General features: G+C 44.0%; 13 protein-coding genes. 4 read left to right on the top strand and 9 right to left on the bottom strand.

Features of this window, described 5'->3' with window-relative positions; all coding sequences use genetic code 11:
- The first annotated feature begins 335 nt into the window (after nt 1-335).
- Nucleotides 336-464, top strand: a complete 129-nt coding sequence (locus DL796_RS11750; RefSeq protein WP_265090342.1) for a hypothetical protein — start codon at nt 336-338, stop codon at nt 462-464.
- Between the two features lie 91 nt (nt 465-555).
- Here the strand turns inward: DL796_RS11750 and ilvD are convergent, their stop codons facing one another.
- From ilvD to ilvC, 6 genes are read right to left on the bottom strand one after another with little or no spacing between them, the layout of a single operon-like run.
- Complete coding sequence (ilvD, locus tag DL796_RS02670; protein ID WP_110199717.1) at nt 556-2382, bottom strand: dihydroxy-acid dehydratase; 1827 nt, start codon at nt 2380-2382, stop codon at nt 556-558.
- Nucleotides 2375-3325 (bottom strand): branched-chain amino acid transaminase, encoded by a 951-nt coding sequence (locus tag DL796_RS02665; RefSeq protein WP_110199715.1) that lies wholly within the window; start codon nt 3323-3325, stop codon nt 2375-2377. The genes ilvD and DL796_RS02665 overlap by 8 nt, the downstream gene beginning before the upstream one ends.
- Nucleotides 3312-4991 (bottom strand): citramalate synthase, encoded by a 1680-nt coding sequence (gene cimA / locus DL796_RS02660; RefSeq protein WP_110199713.1) that lies wholly within the window; start codon nt 4989-4991, stop codon nt 3312-3314. Before cimA ends, DL796_RS02665 begins: the two co-directional genes overlap by 14 nt.
- Nucleotides 4984-5262: an ACT domain-containing protein gene (locus DL796_RS02655; RefSeq protein ID WP_110199711.1), complete on the bottom strand. Its 279-nt coding sequence runs from the start codon at nt 5260-5262 to the stop codon at nt 4984-4986. The genes cimA and DL796_RS02655 overlap by 8 nt, the downstream gene beginning before the upstream one ends.
- Nucleotides 5263-5313: 51 nt before the next feature.
- Nucleotides 5314-6999 (bottom strand): acetolactate synthase 2 catalytic subunit, encoded by a 1686-nt coding sequence (gene ilvG / locus DL796_RS02650; RefSeq protein WP_110199709.1) that lies wholly within the window; start codon nt 6997-6999, stop codon nt 5314-5316.
- Nucleotides 7000-7012: 13 nt separating this feature from the next.
- Nucleotides 7013-8029, bottom strand: coding sequence for a ketol-acid reductoisomerase (gene ilvC / locus DL796_RS02645; protein ID WP_110199707.1), 1017 nt, complete (start codon nt 8027-8029; stop codon nt 7013-7015).
- A gap of 752 nt (nt 8030-8781) precedes the next feature.
- Here ilvC and DL796_RS02640 point away from each other — a divergent pair.
- Both DL796_RS02640 and DL796_RS11745 read left to right on the top strand, forming a co-directional pair.
- Nucleotides 8782-10368 (top strand): BamA/TamA family outer membrane protein, encoded by a 1587-nt coding sequence (locus DL796_RS02640; protein ID WP_227592944.1) that lies wholly within the window; start codon nt 8782-8784, stop codon nt 10366-10368.
- A gap of 212 nt (nt 10369-10580) precedes the next feature.
- Nucleotides 10581-10709 (top strand): hypothetical protein, encoded by a 129-nt coding sequence (locus DL796_RS11745; RefSeq protein WP_265090341.1) that lies wholly within the window; start codon nt 10581-10583, stop codon nt 10707-10709.
- Nucleotide 10710: 1 nt separating this feature from the next.
- On the opposite strand, the gene DL796_RS02635 is transcribed toward DL796_RS11745, so the two are convergent.
- Nucleotides 10711-11796, bottom strand: coding sequence for a glycosyltransferase family 9 protein (locus DL796_RS02635; RefSeq protein ID WP_110199705.1), 1086 nt, complete (start codon nt 11794-11796; stop codon nt 10711-10713).
- Nucleotides 11797-11991: 195 nt separating this feature from the next.
- Here DL796_RS02635 and DL796_RS02630 point away from each other — a divergent pair, with 195 nt between their 5' ends.
- Nucleotides 11992-12705, top strand: coding sequence for a 3-deoxy-D-manno-octulosonic acid kinase (locus DL796_RS02630; RefSeq protein ID WP_110199703.1), 714 nt, complete (start codon nt 11992-11994; stop codon nt 12703-12705).
- A gap of 19 nt (nt 12706-12724) precedes the next feature.
- Here the strand turns inward: DL796_RS02630 and DL796_RS02625 are convergent, their stop codons facing one another.
- Together DL796_RS02625 and DL796_RS02620 are read right to left on the bottom strand one after the other, a co-directional pair.
- A complete protein-coding gene (locus DL796_RS02625; RefSeq protein WP_110199701.1) occupies nt 12725-13765 on the bottom strand; it encodes a DUF3667 domain-containing protein in 1041 nt (346 codons plus the stop codon).
- Nucleotides 13743-14021 carry a twin transmembrane helix small protein gene (locus DL796_RS02620; RefSeq protein WP_110199699.1) on the bottom strand — a complete coding sequence of 93 codons (279 nt, stop codon included), beginning with the start codon at nt 14019-14021 and terminating at the stop codon, nt 13743-13745. Before DL796_RS02620 ends, DL796_RS02625 begins: the two co-directional genes overlap by 23 nt.
- Nucleotides 14022-14071 lie beyond the last annotated feature (50 nt).

The raw sequence follows: 14071 nt of genomic DNA, 5'->3' as shown, positions 1-14071 counted from the left end.
GTGTCAACGTATGCAAATCTGACTTGTTGAATAGGTAAATGTTTGAGTTAGAGTGTGAATACAAACCTTTGAATTGTATAAAAATAAAACGTCAACAAGGATAAATGTTAAATAATATGACAGCTTTAACGAAGGATGGATTGTTTATTTTTTTTACATAAAACAGCAGGAAGGGAAAGAAATAGTAATATATTTTTGGAATATAAATGGTGTGTCTCATTATAGAGAGGGACTGCTGTGAGACGTGTTTTTAGTCTTGTATAATAGTCTTTCGTTAGGTGAGCCAGCAGAGTAATCGTTGACTTTTTCATTGCTTAGCAAAAGAGGATTTGCGTATGAAAAGTATAATAGCCCCAAAAAAAGAACGTGCGGAGCATGATGCGGAAGGTATCTTTCTCGACCTTTGTCGCGCTTTAATTGTCATACTACTTCTAGCTGTAGTTGGATATGCAGTATTCGGATAATTGATTTTTTTCTAGCAGGAATATGGGCTGACAGTAAGACGTTGCTATCAGCCCATAGAGCTTTGTCAAAATAAAAAACTTACATAAAATATCAAACCACCCTAACAGCACCTTTGTCAGCACTCAGAGCATGTTTTGCATAGATTTTTAAAGAAGTAGAGACTTTTCGTTGACGGTGTTCAGGATGCCATCCTACAACTTCACGACGCAGGCGTCGCTGTTCTAACAGGGAATCACTAACATTAAGGCTTAAGAATCTATTCGGAATATCGATAGCGATAGTATCCCCATCTTCTACTAAACCAATCACACCTTCATTCGCGGCCTCGGGTGATACATGCCCAATTGATAAACCAGAGGTTCCTCCAGAAAAGCGACCATCAGTGATTAATGCACAACATTGATCAAGACCTTTAGATTTTAGATAGCTGGTTGGATAGAGCATTTCCTGCATACCGGGACCGCCAGCAGGACCTTCGTAGCGGATTACAACCACATCACCCCTACAAATCTCGTCGTTGAGAATGGCTTTGACGGCGCTGTCTTGGCACTCGAAGACGCGAGCTGGGCCAGTGAAGGTCATTAGCTTAGAAGGAACGGCTGCCGTTTTAATGATGCTACCGTTTTTGGCAAGGTTGCCATAGAGAACAGCCAGCCCTCCATCTGGACTGTAAGCATTTTTAACACTGCGTATACAACCATGCTCACGGTCGAGATCTAAATCATCGTATAAGCAACTTTGACTAAAGGCTTGCTGGGTGGGAATGCCTGCTGGGCCGGCGCGATAAAACTCTTTAACATGCGGGTTGCTAGTGGTGGTGATATCCCACTCAGCAATGACTTTACCTATGGGCTTACTAAGAACCGTTGGTTGATTGAGATCCAAAAGGTTTGCACGTTTAAGCTCTCCTAGAATCGCCATTACGCCGCCTGCGCGGTGGACATCTTCCATGTGGTATTCTTTTGTCGCTGGCGCGATTTTACTCAGGTTTGGAACCTGTCGAGAGAGAGCATCAATGTCCTTCATCGTGAAGTCAATCTCGCCTTCGTAAGCTGCAGCCAAAAGATGGAGCACTGTATTGGTGGAGCCGCCCATGGCAATATCTAAAGACATAGCATTCAAAAAAGAGCTGCGATTAGCAATATTGCGAGGCAGAACCGACTCGTCATCTTGCTCATAGTAACGTTTGCAAAGATCGACAATGTGTTGGCCCGCTTGTAAAAAAAAACTTTCACGAAACTTATGAGTGGCCAGTAGAGTGCCATTACCTGGCAAGGCTAGCCCAAGAGCTTCGGTTAAGCAGTTCATGGAGTTAGCAGTAAACATACCCGAGCATGAGCCACAGGTAGGGCAGGCGCTACGCTCGATATTGTTGCTGTCTTCTTCAGAAACATTGTCATCCGCAGCAGCTACCATTGCATCCACTAAATCAAGCTTAATGAGCTGATCGGAAAGCTTGGTCTTGCCAGCTTCCATCGGGCCGCCTGAGACAAAAATTACAGGGATATTAAGGCGCATAGAAGCGAGTAACATCCCAGGCGTGATTTTGTCGCAGTTAGAAATGCAAACTAAAGCGTCGGCACAGTGTGCGTTAGCCATATACTCAACAGAGTCGGCGATAATTTCACGCGATGGTAACGAATAAAGCATGCCCTGATGGCCCATGGCAATACCATCGTCTACTGCAATGGTATTAAATTCTTTAGCGATACCACCAGACTTTTCAATCTCTCGAGCGACAAGTTGCCCCATGTCTTTAAGGTGTACATGACCGGGTACAAACTGGGTAAAAGAATTACAAACGGCGATAATGGGTTTGCCAAAATCACCATCTTTAACACCGGTCGCGCGCCACAAAGCACGTGCCCCCGCCATGTTTCGACCATGAGTGGATGTTTTAGAACGGTAATTAGGCATACTCTTTATCCTTAACTGTAGTAACCGGCTCTAACCACCCTTGCTCGTCCTGTGTTGTGCCATTAAATAATCCAAAAAATGCTTCTTGTAATTGCTGCGTAACTGGGCCGCGCGAGCCTGAACCTACAGGCATATCATCAACACTTTTAATCGGCACCACTTCGGCCGCAGTGCCCGTCATAAAGGCTTCATCGGCTAGATACAAGGCTTCGCGTGTCATGTTTTGTTCCTGAACGTCGTAGCCTAAACCACGCGCGAGTTGCATAATGGTATCTCGAGTAATGCCCGGTAAAATCGAAGCGGTAAAAGGCGGTGTGTATAGGGTATTATTTTTTACCACAAAAACATTCTCGCCTGAGCCTTCAGAGATGTAGCCATTAACGTCAAGCGCAATCCCCTCGATATAGCCTTTGCGAGTAGCTTCTTCAACGATCAACTGCGAAGACAAATAGTTACCGCCGGCTTTTGCCGCTGCTGGGATAGTGTTTGGCGCCACTCGATTCCACGAAGAAATACACACATCAACACCTTGCTCGATCGAATCATTGCCCAAATACGAATCCCAAGGGAATGCAGCCACTGAAACTTCCACGGGATTATGTTTAGGATTGACGCCAATCGAACCATAACCAAAAAAAGCCACGGGTCGTAAATAGGCATTCTCCAATAGATTACTTTTGACCACTTCATGACAAGCGCTTACTAGCTCATTAAAAGAGTAGGGGATTTGCATACGATAGATTTTCGCTGACAAATATAAACGTTCTATGTGTTCTCTAAGTCTAAAAAATGAAGGGCCGTTATGGGTCTGGTAGCAGCGAATACCCTCGAATACGGACGAGCCATAATGTAGTGCATGGGTAAGTACATGCACCTGGGCATTTTGCCAAGGCATTAGTTCGCCATTGAACCAGATATTTTCAGGGGGATTAAAGGTTGCCATTGTTTTGTACCTCTTGGTGAGAATTATTGGTGTCTAAGTTAATGTGTTGTGAGTCAGTGTCAGAAGCACTTGTCATTCCATTATTTTGAAATTTAATTAAAAACAATTGATAGCTGTCGATAAGAGCTTGTGTGCTGGCTTTTAGAATATTGTCTGAGCAACCAATCGTTGCCCAGCGCTCATCGCCATAGCCGGACTGAAGCCAAACACGAGTCGTTGCTGCCGAAGCATTTTCTGGATCTAAAATTGATACTTTATAATCCGTTAACAACATCTGTTCGACTTGAGGGAAAAAGTTGCTCAGTGCTTTCTTGAGCGCGCGATTGAGTGCGTCAACTGGTCCAGTCGCCTCTTCGACCATATGAGTCGTTTTGTTTTTTACGCTGAGTTTTACGCTGGCAGTACACAGCTCAGTGTCTAGTTCTGATGATCGTTTGAGGTTAGTCACCGTGATTTGAATATTCTCCACAGTGAATAGAGGAGCAAAACCTTCCTCATGCTTGCGAACTAACATTTCAAAGGAACCTTCAGCGTTTTCTAAGGTTAAGCCGTTTTGTTCAAGCGACTTGATACTGCTTAATACTTGGCTAAAGTTTTGCGATACATCGAGCCCCAGTTTTTCGGCTTGCAGGAGCACGTTTGATTTTCCGGAGAGCTCAGAAATACTAATGTCACGTTGATTCCCAACTAGGGCGGGGTCAATATGCTCATAAGTCTGGCTTGCCTTTGCGATAGCGGCGACATGGATGCCACCTTTATGGCTGAAAGCATGGTTGCCCACATAAGCCGCATCATTTTTAAGTGGCATATTGGCCACGTTGGCGACTTTTTGGGATAATGTCGTAAGTTGTGATGCTTGAATCTTAGGGTTTAATGAAAAGTTTTGATTAAAGCTAGGCTTTAGCAATAAGCTTCCGAGTAATGATATTAAATTTGCATTACCACAGCGCTCACCATATCCATTGACTGTGCCCTGCAATAAAGTCACGCCGGCATTCACAGAAGCCAAGCTGTTTGCTACGGCGAGTTCACAATCATTGTGACAGTGAATGCCAAGGCTCAGTTGTGGGTATTTACTTTTTACTTGCGCGACAATCGTAGCGATCTCATCCGGCATAGTGCCGCCGTTGGTGTCACATAAAGTGACATTGTCGACGCCAGCTTTGATAGCCGCCTTAAGACACTGAAAACTGTAGTCTGAATTATCCTTAAAGCCATCGAAAAAATGCTCAGCATCTAGGATAACTTCACGCCCCCGTGACTTAAAAAAGTCGACACTGTCATAAATCATTTTGAGGTTTTCAGAAGTCTCAGTGCGCAGAACAGTTTTAACATGGTACTGCCAAAACTTACTGACTAAAGCGACGACAGGTGTTTGTGCATTCAACAAAGAGGCCAGCTGTGGATCTTTACCAGTCGCTGTATTGGGTTTTCGTGTCGCACCAAACGCAACCAATTTAGAATGCTTTAACCCTAAGTATTGAGCGTGCTTAAAATAGGCTTCGTCCTTTGGGTTAGAACCGGGCCAACCACCTTCGATATAATCCATACCAAAGTCATCCAACAGCTTGGTGATTTTGAGCTTATCTTGTAAAGAAAAGCTAATGCCTTTGTATTGAGCGCCATCGCGTAATGTGGTGTCATACAAGAATAGTTTCTTATTCATGGCTTAGGCTGCTCCTTATGCTCGCCGCGTTATAATGACGAACTTCAATAACATCGACTAGCTTGTGTAGTTGGTGGTAGAGGTTATCGGCAGAGCGGTCACTGCTTAGCTGCAATATGATTTCCATATTTTTTTCTACGTGGTTGGTCGCTTCACTGCCTTGGGCAAAGCAGTAATTAACCTCGAAGCCACGGTGGCGCACTAAACGTAAAACCCTCTCAAGAGTCCCACTAGCATGCCGAGTTACTACTTTATAGGTATTGGTATTCATCGGAAGTCCTTACTCGATTGTGTTGAAGATGTATCGCAGTTAGCCGACTGTTCATCGAGAAAGTCGGCATTGCTTTTGCCAGGGGGGGACGAGTGGCCAGACGTTTTCATCGGGATCAATCGCCACGTGCAGAAGGAAGCTTTGCTCTGAGCTGAGGAAATCGTCCAGCGCATCATCTACTTGTGCGGCTAGATGAATACTTTTGCTTTGGATGCCGAAGGCATGAGCCAGCTCGGTGAAGTCAGGGTTGTCAGAAAGATCCGTTTCGCTGTAACGGTTTTCAAAAAATAACTGTTGCCACTGGCGAACCATGCCGAGCCGTTGGTTGTCGAGTAACAATATTTTTACGGGGATGTTATAGCGCTTTAAAGTGGCCAGTTCTTGAATGTTCATCATGATAGAACCATCGCCTGACACATTGATCACGGTAAGCTCAGGGTTGGCAAGCTTCGCGCCTAACGCTGCTGGCAGGCCATAACCCATAGTACCAAGACCCCCACTACTCAGGTGGTGCTGGCATGAGTCGAACTGCATATGCTGTGCAACCCACATTTGATGTTGGCCAACGTCACAGGCGACAATGGCGGGCTGTTGCTGAAAGCGTTGTGATAGCTTTTGTAGTAACAGTGGGGCATAAATAGTGCTAAAGGGCGCATCGTAACGAAAGCCCAGTTGCTCTTTGTTGGTTAGACATGAATGGCGCCACTGATGAGCTGTTTGATGAACGAAGCTGCCTGAAACGGTCTCAATGATAGCACTCAATATCTCCTTCATTTCGCCAACTAAACTGACGTCTGCAAGCCGCAGCTTACTGACTTCTGCTTGGTCGCAGTCGATATGAATGACTTTGGCATAGGGAGCAAACTGCTTTAAGTCACCAGTGGCGCGATCATCCAGCCGCGCACCGACCACCAGCAATAGGTCACATTCTTGAACGGCAAGGTTGGCGGATTTAGTGCCGTGCATACCTAACATACCGAGGTTATAGGGATGAGAACCCTCGATAGAGCCGATGCCTTTTAGCGTCGTTACTGTGGGTAATTTAAATGTATCAACCAGTGTTTTTAATAACTCCGAAGCCTGTGCAATGCCAACACCGCCACCAGCATAAACTAATGGTTTTTGACTCGAAGCTAAAAGGCTCGCTGCTTTGCTGATAACCTCAGATGGCGGAACTAGGACTTGTTGATCGTCTTGATGAGGCGAAGACTTTTCACAATAAGCTAAAGTTGTAGCCGGCATTTCCGCCATTTGTACATCCTTAGCGATGTCGATTAAAACAGGCCCTGGGCGACCACTTTGCGCCAAAGAAATTGCTTCGTTCAACATTCGCGGTAAATCCTCGATGTTGGTCACCAAGTAACTGTGCTTAACAACAGACAGCGATAAACCATAGGTATCAATTTCTTGAAATGCATCAGTACCAATAAAGTTTGAGGCAACTTGCCCAGTGATAGCCAGCAAGGGCACCGAATCCAACTGAGCATTTGCAATACCGGTAATGAGGTTAGTCGCTCCCGGCCCTGATGTTGCAATGCATACCCCGAGTTGACCACTAGAGCGGGCGTAGCCATCTGCTGCGAACACGGCACCTTGCTCGTGTCGACAAAGTATATGGCGAAGGCCACTTTCGTATAGAGCGTCATAAACCGGCATAATGGCACCGCCTGGGTAGCCAAAAACCGTTTCGACCTTATGGTCTTTTAAGGTTTTCACTAAATAATCTGCACCACGCATAATTCCACCCTTATTAATTTATGGCTTGATCAACCAGCGGTTTCTTCTTTATCCAAGGCATCATGTCACGAAGTTTTTCACCAACGGTTTCGATTTGATGCTTTGAATGAGAGTCACGAAGCTGGTGCAGTTTTTGGTAATTGTTACGGCAATCATCGACATACTCTTTAGCGAACTGGCCACTTTGTATTTCTGACAAAATACTCTTCATGGCTTGCTTGGTATCATCTGTGATTAAGCGGTTTCCACGAGTTAAATCGCCATACTCTGCGGTATTCGAAATGGAGTAGCGCATGGTGTTGATGCCGCCTTCATACATCAAGTCAACGATCAGTTTTAGTTCGTGTAAGCATTCGAAGTAGGCCATTTCTGGGGAGTATCCAGCTTCCGTGAGCGTCTCGAAGCCTGCCTGAACTAGTGCTGTAACGCCTCCACAAAGTACCGCTTGCTCACCAAACAAGTCGGTTTCGGTTTCTTCCTTGAAGCTCGTTTCTATGACTCCAGCACGGCCACCACCGATGGCACTAGCGTAAGCGTAAGCGAGCTCTTTAGTATCGCCAGTGACGTCTTGGTGAACCGCCACTAAACAAGGCACACCACTGCCTTCGGTATAGGTTGAGCGTACGGTATGTCCCGGTCCCTTTGGCGCAACCATAAAAACATTAAGATCTTCACGCGGTTTGATTTGATTAAAATGAATATTGAACCCATGGGCGAAACCTAAACTGGCGCCAGGTTTTAGGTGTGGCTCTAGATACTGACGATAAACGTCGGGTTGGTTTTCATCTGGAAGCAGTAGCATCACTAAGTCAGCGTCTTTTACTGCTTCTTCGAGCTCTGCGCTGGGTAAATTACTGTGTTCGAGCTTGCTAAAAGTTTTCGACCCTTTTCGTAGCGCAACCTTAACGTCGAAGCCACTGTCCTTCAGGTTGTTAGAGTGAGCGTAGCCTTGTGAACCATAGCCTATGACCACGATCTTTTTATCCTTTAAGACCTCGGTATTGATGCTGCTGTCGTATTGTACTTGCATAATTGCTCCTAAATAGTTGTTTGAATTAGATAAAAAAAAGCCCCCGGACTTTTCAGTGCGGGGGCTTGAGTATTGGTATATTTTTCTAGCTCAATAGCGTCCCCCTTGCGGTAAAATAATCACCACAATAATGAAGACGATAATAATGCTGGTTAAAATATTCATAAGTAAAAAAGCTATATAAACATAGTCTTGGCGCTGCTTCGTATTAGGTCTTGCTTTGCCATACTTTTTTAATTGTCAGTTTGCTTTTATCTCCTTAAGTTAAGTTCGAATTAATATTCATGAAGCCAAAAAAAAGCCCCCGGACTTTTCAGTTCGAGGGCTTCGGTATTTTTTAAATTTATAAACTCACACGCGCCCTCGTTGCGGAATTAAAATGTCCACAATAATAATCACAACAGCAATAATTGATGTTGGGTTAATTGAAAATGTATTTAGGGCTTGTTTTATCATGTATAAATTCTGATTGAGTTTATCTCGAGGGAAATGCCCTCACTAATGCTGAAAGCCTACCACAGTGTTCTGGTACTGCAACTGTTTTTTATCATAAGCTTCGTGGTCAGAGGTGATGGTGACTCCATATTACTTTGTTGCTTCTGACTGATTCATTGTTATAAAAAGTTAAATTTAAAGCTGTATGCTTGTGTGAACTGGGTTGTAAAAGGTAGGCTATGATTTGCACTTGGCATCGACTATTCATAATAATGTTCGATAATTTTTAGTGGTGTGATAACAACGATAAGGAATGTATGGGACGTATTATAGGACTGTTGCTATTAGCGCTTAGTTTATCAGTGGCTGAGGCAGCTAAGAAAAGCAGTTATCGTATTAACGATATTAAAGTCGTGATTCACCCTATTTTCAGTGAAGAAGAACGGACTGGCTGGATCTATGAAACTGCCGATGAGCTCCATATTGATACCAAACCTTATGTGATTGAACGCTTACTACCTTTTAAGAAAGGGGAAACCGTCAATAAACGCTTATTGAAAGAAGCGGGGCGGATTTTAAGGCGACAAGGATTTTTACGTGATGCTAAGGTGAGTTGGAAACCTACAAGCAATGGTGAGGGCATTGATGTCACTGTTGAGACTTGGGAAACCTGGACACTGGTTCCTACCGTCGATATTAGCCGTGAAGGTGGTGTTACTGAGTATGCTTATGGCATTGAGGATGACAACTTACTCGGTCATGGTATTCGAGCAACCTTAGAATATTTTAAAGAAGACGACCGCTCCGGTTATACCTTTATTATGGCCTCGGATGTTTCCACCGAGCATCACATTCAAGCGGCGGTTGCCTTATCTAACAATTCCGATGGCGAACAATACTCTCTTTCTGTACGCAAGCCTTTCTACACCTTAGAAGACAAGTGGACGGCTGGTGTTTTTTACAATTCACAGCGCCTGAGAGATACCATTTATAGTAATGACGAGGCGGTCAATATCTTCGAACAGGAAGTGGATGAGTATGATTTTAGTTACGGTATATCGCATGGTTTACGAGGTGATCATTCCTTACGTTACTTATTTGGCTACAGCCATGAAGAGAACTATTTCGATCCTTTAACCAGCACCCAAGTATTGCCCTATGACCGTGGACTTGAGTATTTTTGGGCAGGACTTGAGTATCAGCAAGATAAATTTATTGAAACACGAAACTTGTATTTGATCGGGCGTAGGGAAGACGTCCAACTTGGCTGGTATCAGCGATTAAAGCTTGGTTATAACACTTCTGAGCTGGGCAAAGAAAAAGGTGCCGTAGGGTTTTGGAAAGGGCGCTACGTTTCTAAACCTAACGATAAACATTTAGTGCACCTATTCGCGAACTTGAGCGCAGAAGGTAAAAGTAGAGATACTCTCGGAAACTATTTGGGGCGTACTTCTTATTACAGCGCAGGTGTTGAGCATTTCTATCATTCTCGTCCAGAGCACATTTGGTACACAAGATTTCATTACCGTGGTGCCGATAATCCCTATATCGACCGACCAATTTCGCTAGGAGGGGAGTCTGGGCTTAGAGGGTATCCTTTAGAGTATCAGCATGGTGAAAACAGCTATTTGCTCAATCTAGAGCGCAGATTTTATCCCGGTACCACTTGGTTCAAGCTCCTCAACGTCGGTTATGCTGCCTTTGTGGATGTGGGGCAGGTTAGCGGAAATACGCCTTATCCTAATCAAGAAGATGGAGTGCTCGCTAGCGCTGGTGTCGGCTTGAGACTATTCATAGCACGCTCCAGTGGACGTAAAGTGATCAACGTTGATTTTGCCACGCCCCTAAATTCAGACTACCTAAGTGGCTTTGATGTCAGTATCACCCTAAAAACAAGTTTTTAACCCTTAGATAAATACCTAAAACTTTGTGTTTTGACATATTTTGAAAGGGTTTTAGGCTAAGTGGTTGAATCTTTTCTCAAATGTAAGCAACCGACACAGCTATTTACATTTATAAACACCCCCTTCACTAAAAATAGTGTTTGATGGATTCATGGACTGAAGGAACTAGGCTACATCTTCAGTAAATGTAATCATCAGTAGGGGATGACGTTATGAAAAACAAAAGCGAATTAGGTACTGAACTTGACCACGAATATGACGTAGAAGGAATTTTCCTTGATGTCTGTAAAGCGGTTATTGGGATCCTGTTAATTGGCATGGTGTTATACGCCGCTCTATAAACTACTCAGGATTTGACTGCTCGGCTGCTGGTTGCTCTAGCCCGTAAAAGTCGATGGCCTGATCGATAAGTGATTTGACTTGTTCAACACTAATCGCAGACATCAGGTTGTCGCCCTTTAGGCGGTAACCCCACGGGATCTGCTGGCGCTCCACGCCAAGCTCCTTGCAGGCAAGTGCCGTGTATGCGTCCGCGGTAAACCTTTGATAGAGGTAGGGCCCCGTGCGATTTGGATTGCTGTGAGCATAAAGTCCAATGACGGGGGTGTTCTGTGTAACCGCCATGTGGGCTGGCCCAGAATCAGGCGCGATTACGAGCTGGGCTTTTTGCAACGTCAGTAGCAATTGCTTGAGATCGGTTTGGCCTGCCAAATTAATAGTATAGGCGCGTGATGCCTTTGAAATATCGGCGCACAGATGCTTCTCAAAAGAAGTTGGCCCGCCGGTCAGTAATACTTGATAGCCAAGCTCGTGGCAATAGTCTGAAATAGCAGCGTAACGCTCAGTCGCCCAGTTTCGTTCTGCTTTACTGGCTGCCGGAGATATCACCACAAAAGGTTCTTTCGGCAGAAAATTGGTTGCCCAAGCCTTTGCTTCGTGTGGAATCGGAATATCCCACTCAGGCAAACCTTCATCAACGCCAATAGCGCGAGCAAAATCACGAAAGCCATCAAGCACATGGAAGCCACGACTATCGCTAATGTGTTGATTAACGAATAAGGAGTGCAACTCTTTACTACGGCTTTTAGCGAAGCCTATTTTAGTTTTAGCGGGTATAAAAAAGGCCGCCAAGTTTGCACGAAAAGCCAGTTGCATGTGAAGTAACACATCAAAGCGACGATTTTTCATGGACTGTCTTAGCTGACGATACGCTTTCCAACCTAGGCTTTTATCAAAAACAACAAACTCTATTCCTGGCAAATCGCCAATCAACTTTTCTTCAACTTTACCAATAACCCAAGTGATTTTAGCTTTAGGGTAAGTTCTTTGAATGGCTTGAACCGTCGAGACCGCATGACAAACATCGCCTATCGCTGACAAGCGTAAAACGCAAATAGAATTTGGTGTGTTGACTGGTGGTGTAGGCAATGTTGTGTCCAAGGGTTCATTGTTACTAAGGGTATGTTATCACCGTCGTGGATAAAATAAAGTTAGTGCTTTAGATCTACACAAAAAATCAATCTATTGAAATGGCAGAAGCTTATAGGACAAGAGATTCTAGGGATCACAGAGATTTTGCGGTATAGTATCCGCTAAACCAACCGCGTCATTGATTGAGTTTGAGTGAAAATTCAGCAGATTGATAACAACCATTACCTGGTAGCTATCAAAGAGTACCGTGACAGGATCACAAAGGATTGGTTTGACCCGGAAAGATTAAAACATAATAAAGAAGTTATAGGTCAATCTGTAGGACGCAGCACCACGTATTTTTTTGAAAAAGCAGGTGAAGGTTTTGTATTAAGACAATACTTTCGAGGCGGCCTATTATCAAAATGGGTCGAAGATAGCTATTTCTACTTAGGGATCCGCAAGACGCGCGCCTACTGCGAACAGGCCATGCTAGAGAAGATGCATAATCTTGGTTTGCCGGTTCCACCGCCAGTCGCGATGTTGGTTCATAAAAAAGGGCTAGTTTACCAAGCTTCTATCATTATTCGCTTAATCAGTGACTCTGAAGATCTTTTTCATATTCTACGTAAGCGAGCGCTTACTGACGATGAGTGGCTTGGTGTAGGAGCATTAATCAAAGAGTTTCATAATAAAGGTGTCTATCATTCGGATCTCAATATTCATAATATCTTGCTGAGCGATTCAGGGAAAATGTGGCTCATCGATTTTGATAAAGGACGCTTTGTGGAGCCGAATGCGTCTCTCTTAGAAGGAAACCTAAGTCGTCTTAAACGTTCTTTAATGAAGGAAAGCCGTAAACACCCTCAGTTTCATTGGCGCAGCCCAGACTGGGATTTGCTGATGCAGGGTTACGAGCAAGCTTAAACTTGCTCTTTCGTTTAGCTTAAAGCGACATTAGGGCTGCCATAATGGCGAAAAATGTTATAAGCCCAAATACCACCATATAGACCATACTAAACACAACAAATTTCAAAATTGTCATCTTGTAACTTTGACGGTAAAAGCGCTTCATCGAGACAAATAAATAGGTGAAGACCCACAGCAACAAAAGCCATCCCAAAGGCACATACCCTAGCCAGGGAATGACACCAACGATTTGATGCCACCCGAGATAAGTCAGAATTGCTGCAAATATAAAGCAATGCGAATGGATCAGTAGCACCAAATGCTCGACATAAAGGTGCTGACTTCTGAGGTAGAGTAAAAAGAGTACTAGCGCTAATAAGGGCGTGGTGAACAAAAAGGTTTGGGGTAAAGACTCTATAGCACTTTGGACGATAGTTAGTACAAACAAGACCTTGGCTTTTACTTGTTTTTCTTTAGGTAAGTAATTGATATTATTGTAACTTTCACAGAGTGATTGGGCCCTTTTGTCGACATAGCTATCAAGCCATGATATGGACAGCTCGAACATGCTGTCAGGGTCTTGGCACATATTAGCAAAGTCGTCACTGGTCTCAGCCTTTGATAAATCTTTATCTAGAATATCGGTTGGTTCGGCGTCACCTTCGGCAATTTTTTGCTTAACTTCTTCATCAATCACTGGACTTTGCGTAACCGCTTGCTGCACTTGTTGCTCGGCTTGATTACCCGTGTGTTCTTCGAAATCAATTTTGGCAACGTTAAAACCACCAAATTTAGTTAGTAAAAAGAAAATAATCGATAGAAAGATATAGAGCCGTATCGGCGTTACATAATGATTATGGTGGTGTGAATTGCGAAAGTAATCGAGTGTCAGGGCTGCAGGTCTGCACAGTGCGCGTGCGGTTTTGAAGGCTTTTGAGTCATATCCGAACCAGTTTTCGACAAACTCGAACACCAGCTCCTTGACGCTACGGTGCGGGCGAAAGTTTTTTTGCCCGCAATGCTGGCAGTACTTTGGGTCGTTTGTTGCTATATTCTTACGGCTGTTGTTGTTGCTCATGATCTAACTTATCTGTGCGGGTTTCTTGTTGTGTTTGGTCGACAGGGAGCACTGTTTGGCGTAGATTAATCACCTCAAAGTAATGCAACAATAAAACTGCTATGAACAACAAGGCACTGAGGCCGAGACGCCAAGTTAAACTTTTTAGAAGTTTTTTACTGTTTTCTTCGCCGCCTTTTGTTAAAAAGAACAGTCCACGGAAAAGGCTGAATAATATAGCCAGTATTAATATAATTACGACAACTTTAATCCACATACAATGCTCGACGGCGATTAGAATCTTTGTGGGATTCATTATACGAGAAA

This window comes from Kangiella spongicola, assembly GCF_003194565.2.
GTDB classification, from domain to species: domain Bacteria; phylum Pseudomonadota; class Gammaproteobacteria; order Enterobacterales; family Kangiellaceae; genus Kangiella; species Kangiella spongicola.
The sequence above is the reverse complement of the archived record's forward strand: the minus strand, read 5'-3'. Positions and strand labels throughout refer to the sequence as shown.

Excerpts from the sequence above, each read along its gene's own strand:
- ilvC (WP_110199707.1), bottom strand. The coding sequence starts at position 8,029 with ATGCAAGTACAATACGACAGCAGCATCAATACCGAGGTCTTAAAGGAT.
- DL796_RS02665 (WP_110199715.1), bottom strand. The coding sequence starts at position 3,325 with ATGGCAACCTTTAATCCCCCTGAAAATATCTGGTTCAATGGCGAACTA.
- cimA (WP_110199713.1), bottom strand. The coding sequence starts at position 4,991 with ATGAATAAGAAACTATTCTTGTATGACACCACATTACGCGATGGCGCT.
- DL796_RS02640 (WP_227592944.1), top strand. The coding sequence starts at position 8,782 with ATGGGACGTATTATAGGACTGTTGCTATTAGCGCTTAGTTTATCAGTG.
- DL796_RS02625 (WP_110199701.1), bottom strand. The coding sequence starts at position 13,765 with ATGAGCAACAACAACAGCCGTAAGAATATAGCAACAAACGACCCAAAG.
- DL796_RS02620 (WP_110199699.1), bottom strand. The coding sequence starts at position 14,021 with ATGTGGATTAAAGTTGTCGTAATTATATTAATACTGGCTATATTATTC.
- ilvD (WP_110199717.1), bottom strand. The coding sequence starts at position 2,382 with ATGCCTAATTACCGTTCTAAAACATCCACTCATGGTCGAAACATGGCG.
- ilvG (WP_110199709.1), bottom strand. The coding sequence starts at position 6,999 with ATGCGTGGTGCAGATTATTTAGTGAAAACCTTAAAAGACCATAAGGTC.
- DL796_RS02655 (WP_110199711.1), bottom strand. The coding sequence starts at position 5,262 with ATGAATACCAATACCTATAAAGTAGTAACTCGGCATGCTAGTGGGACT.
- DL796_RS11750 (WP_265090342.1), top strand. The coding sequence starts at position 336 with ATGAAAAGTATAATAGCCCCAAAAAAAGAACGTGCGGAGCATGATGCG.
- DL796_RS11745 (WP_265090341.1), top strand. The coding sequence starts at position 10,581 with ATGAAAAACAAAAGCGAATTAGGTACTGAACTTGACCACGAATATGAC.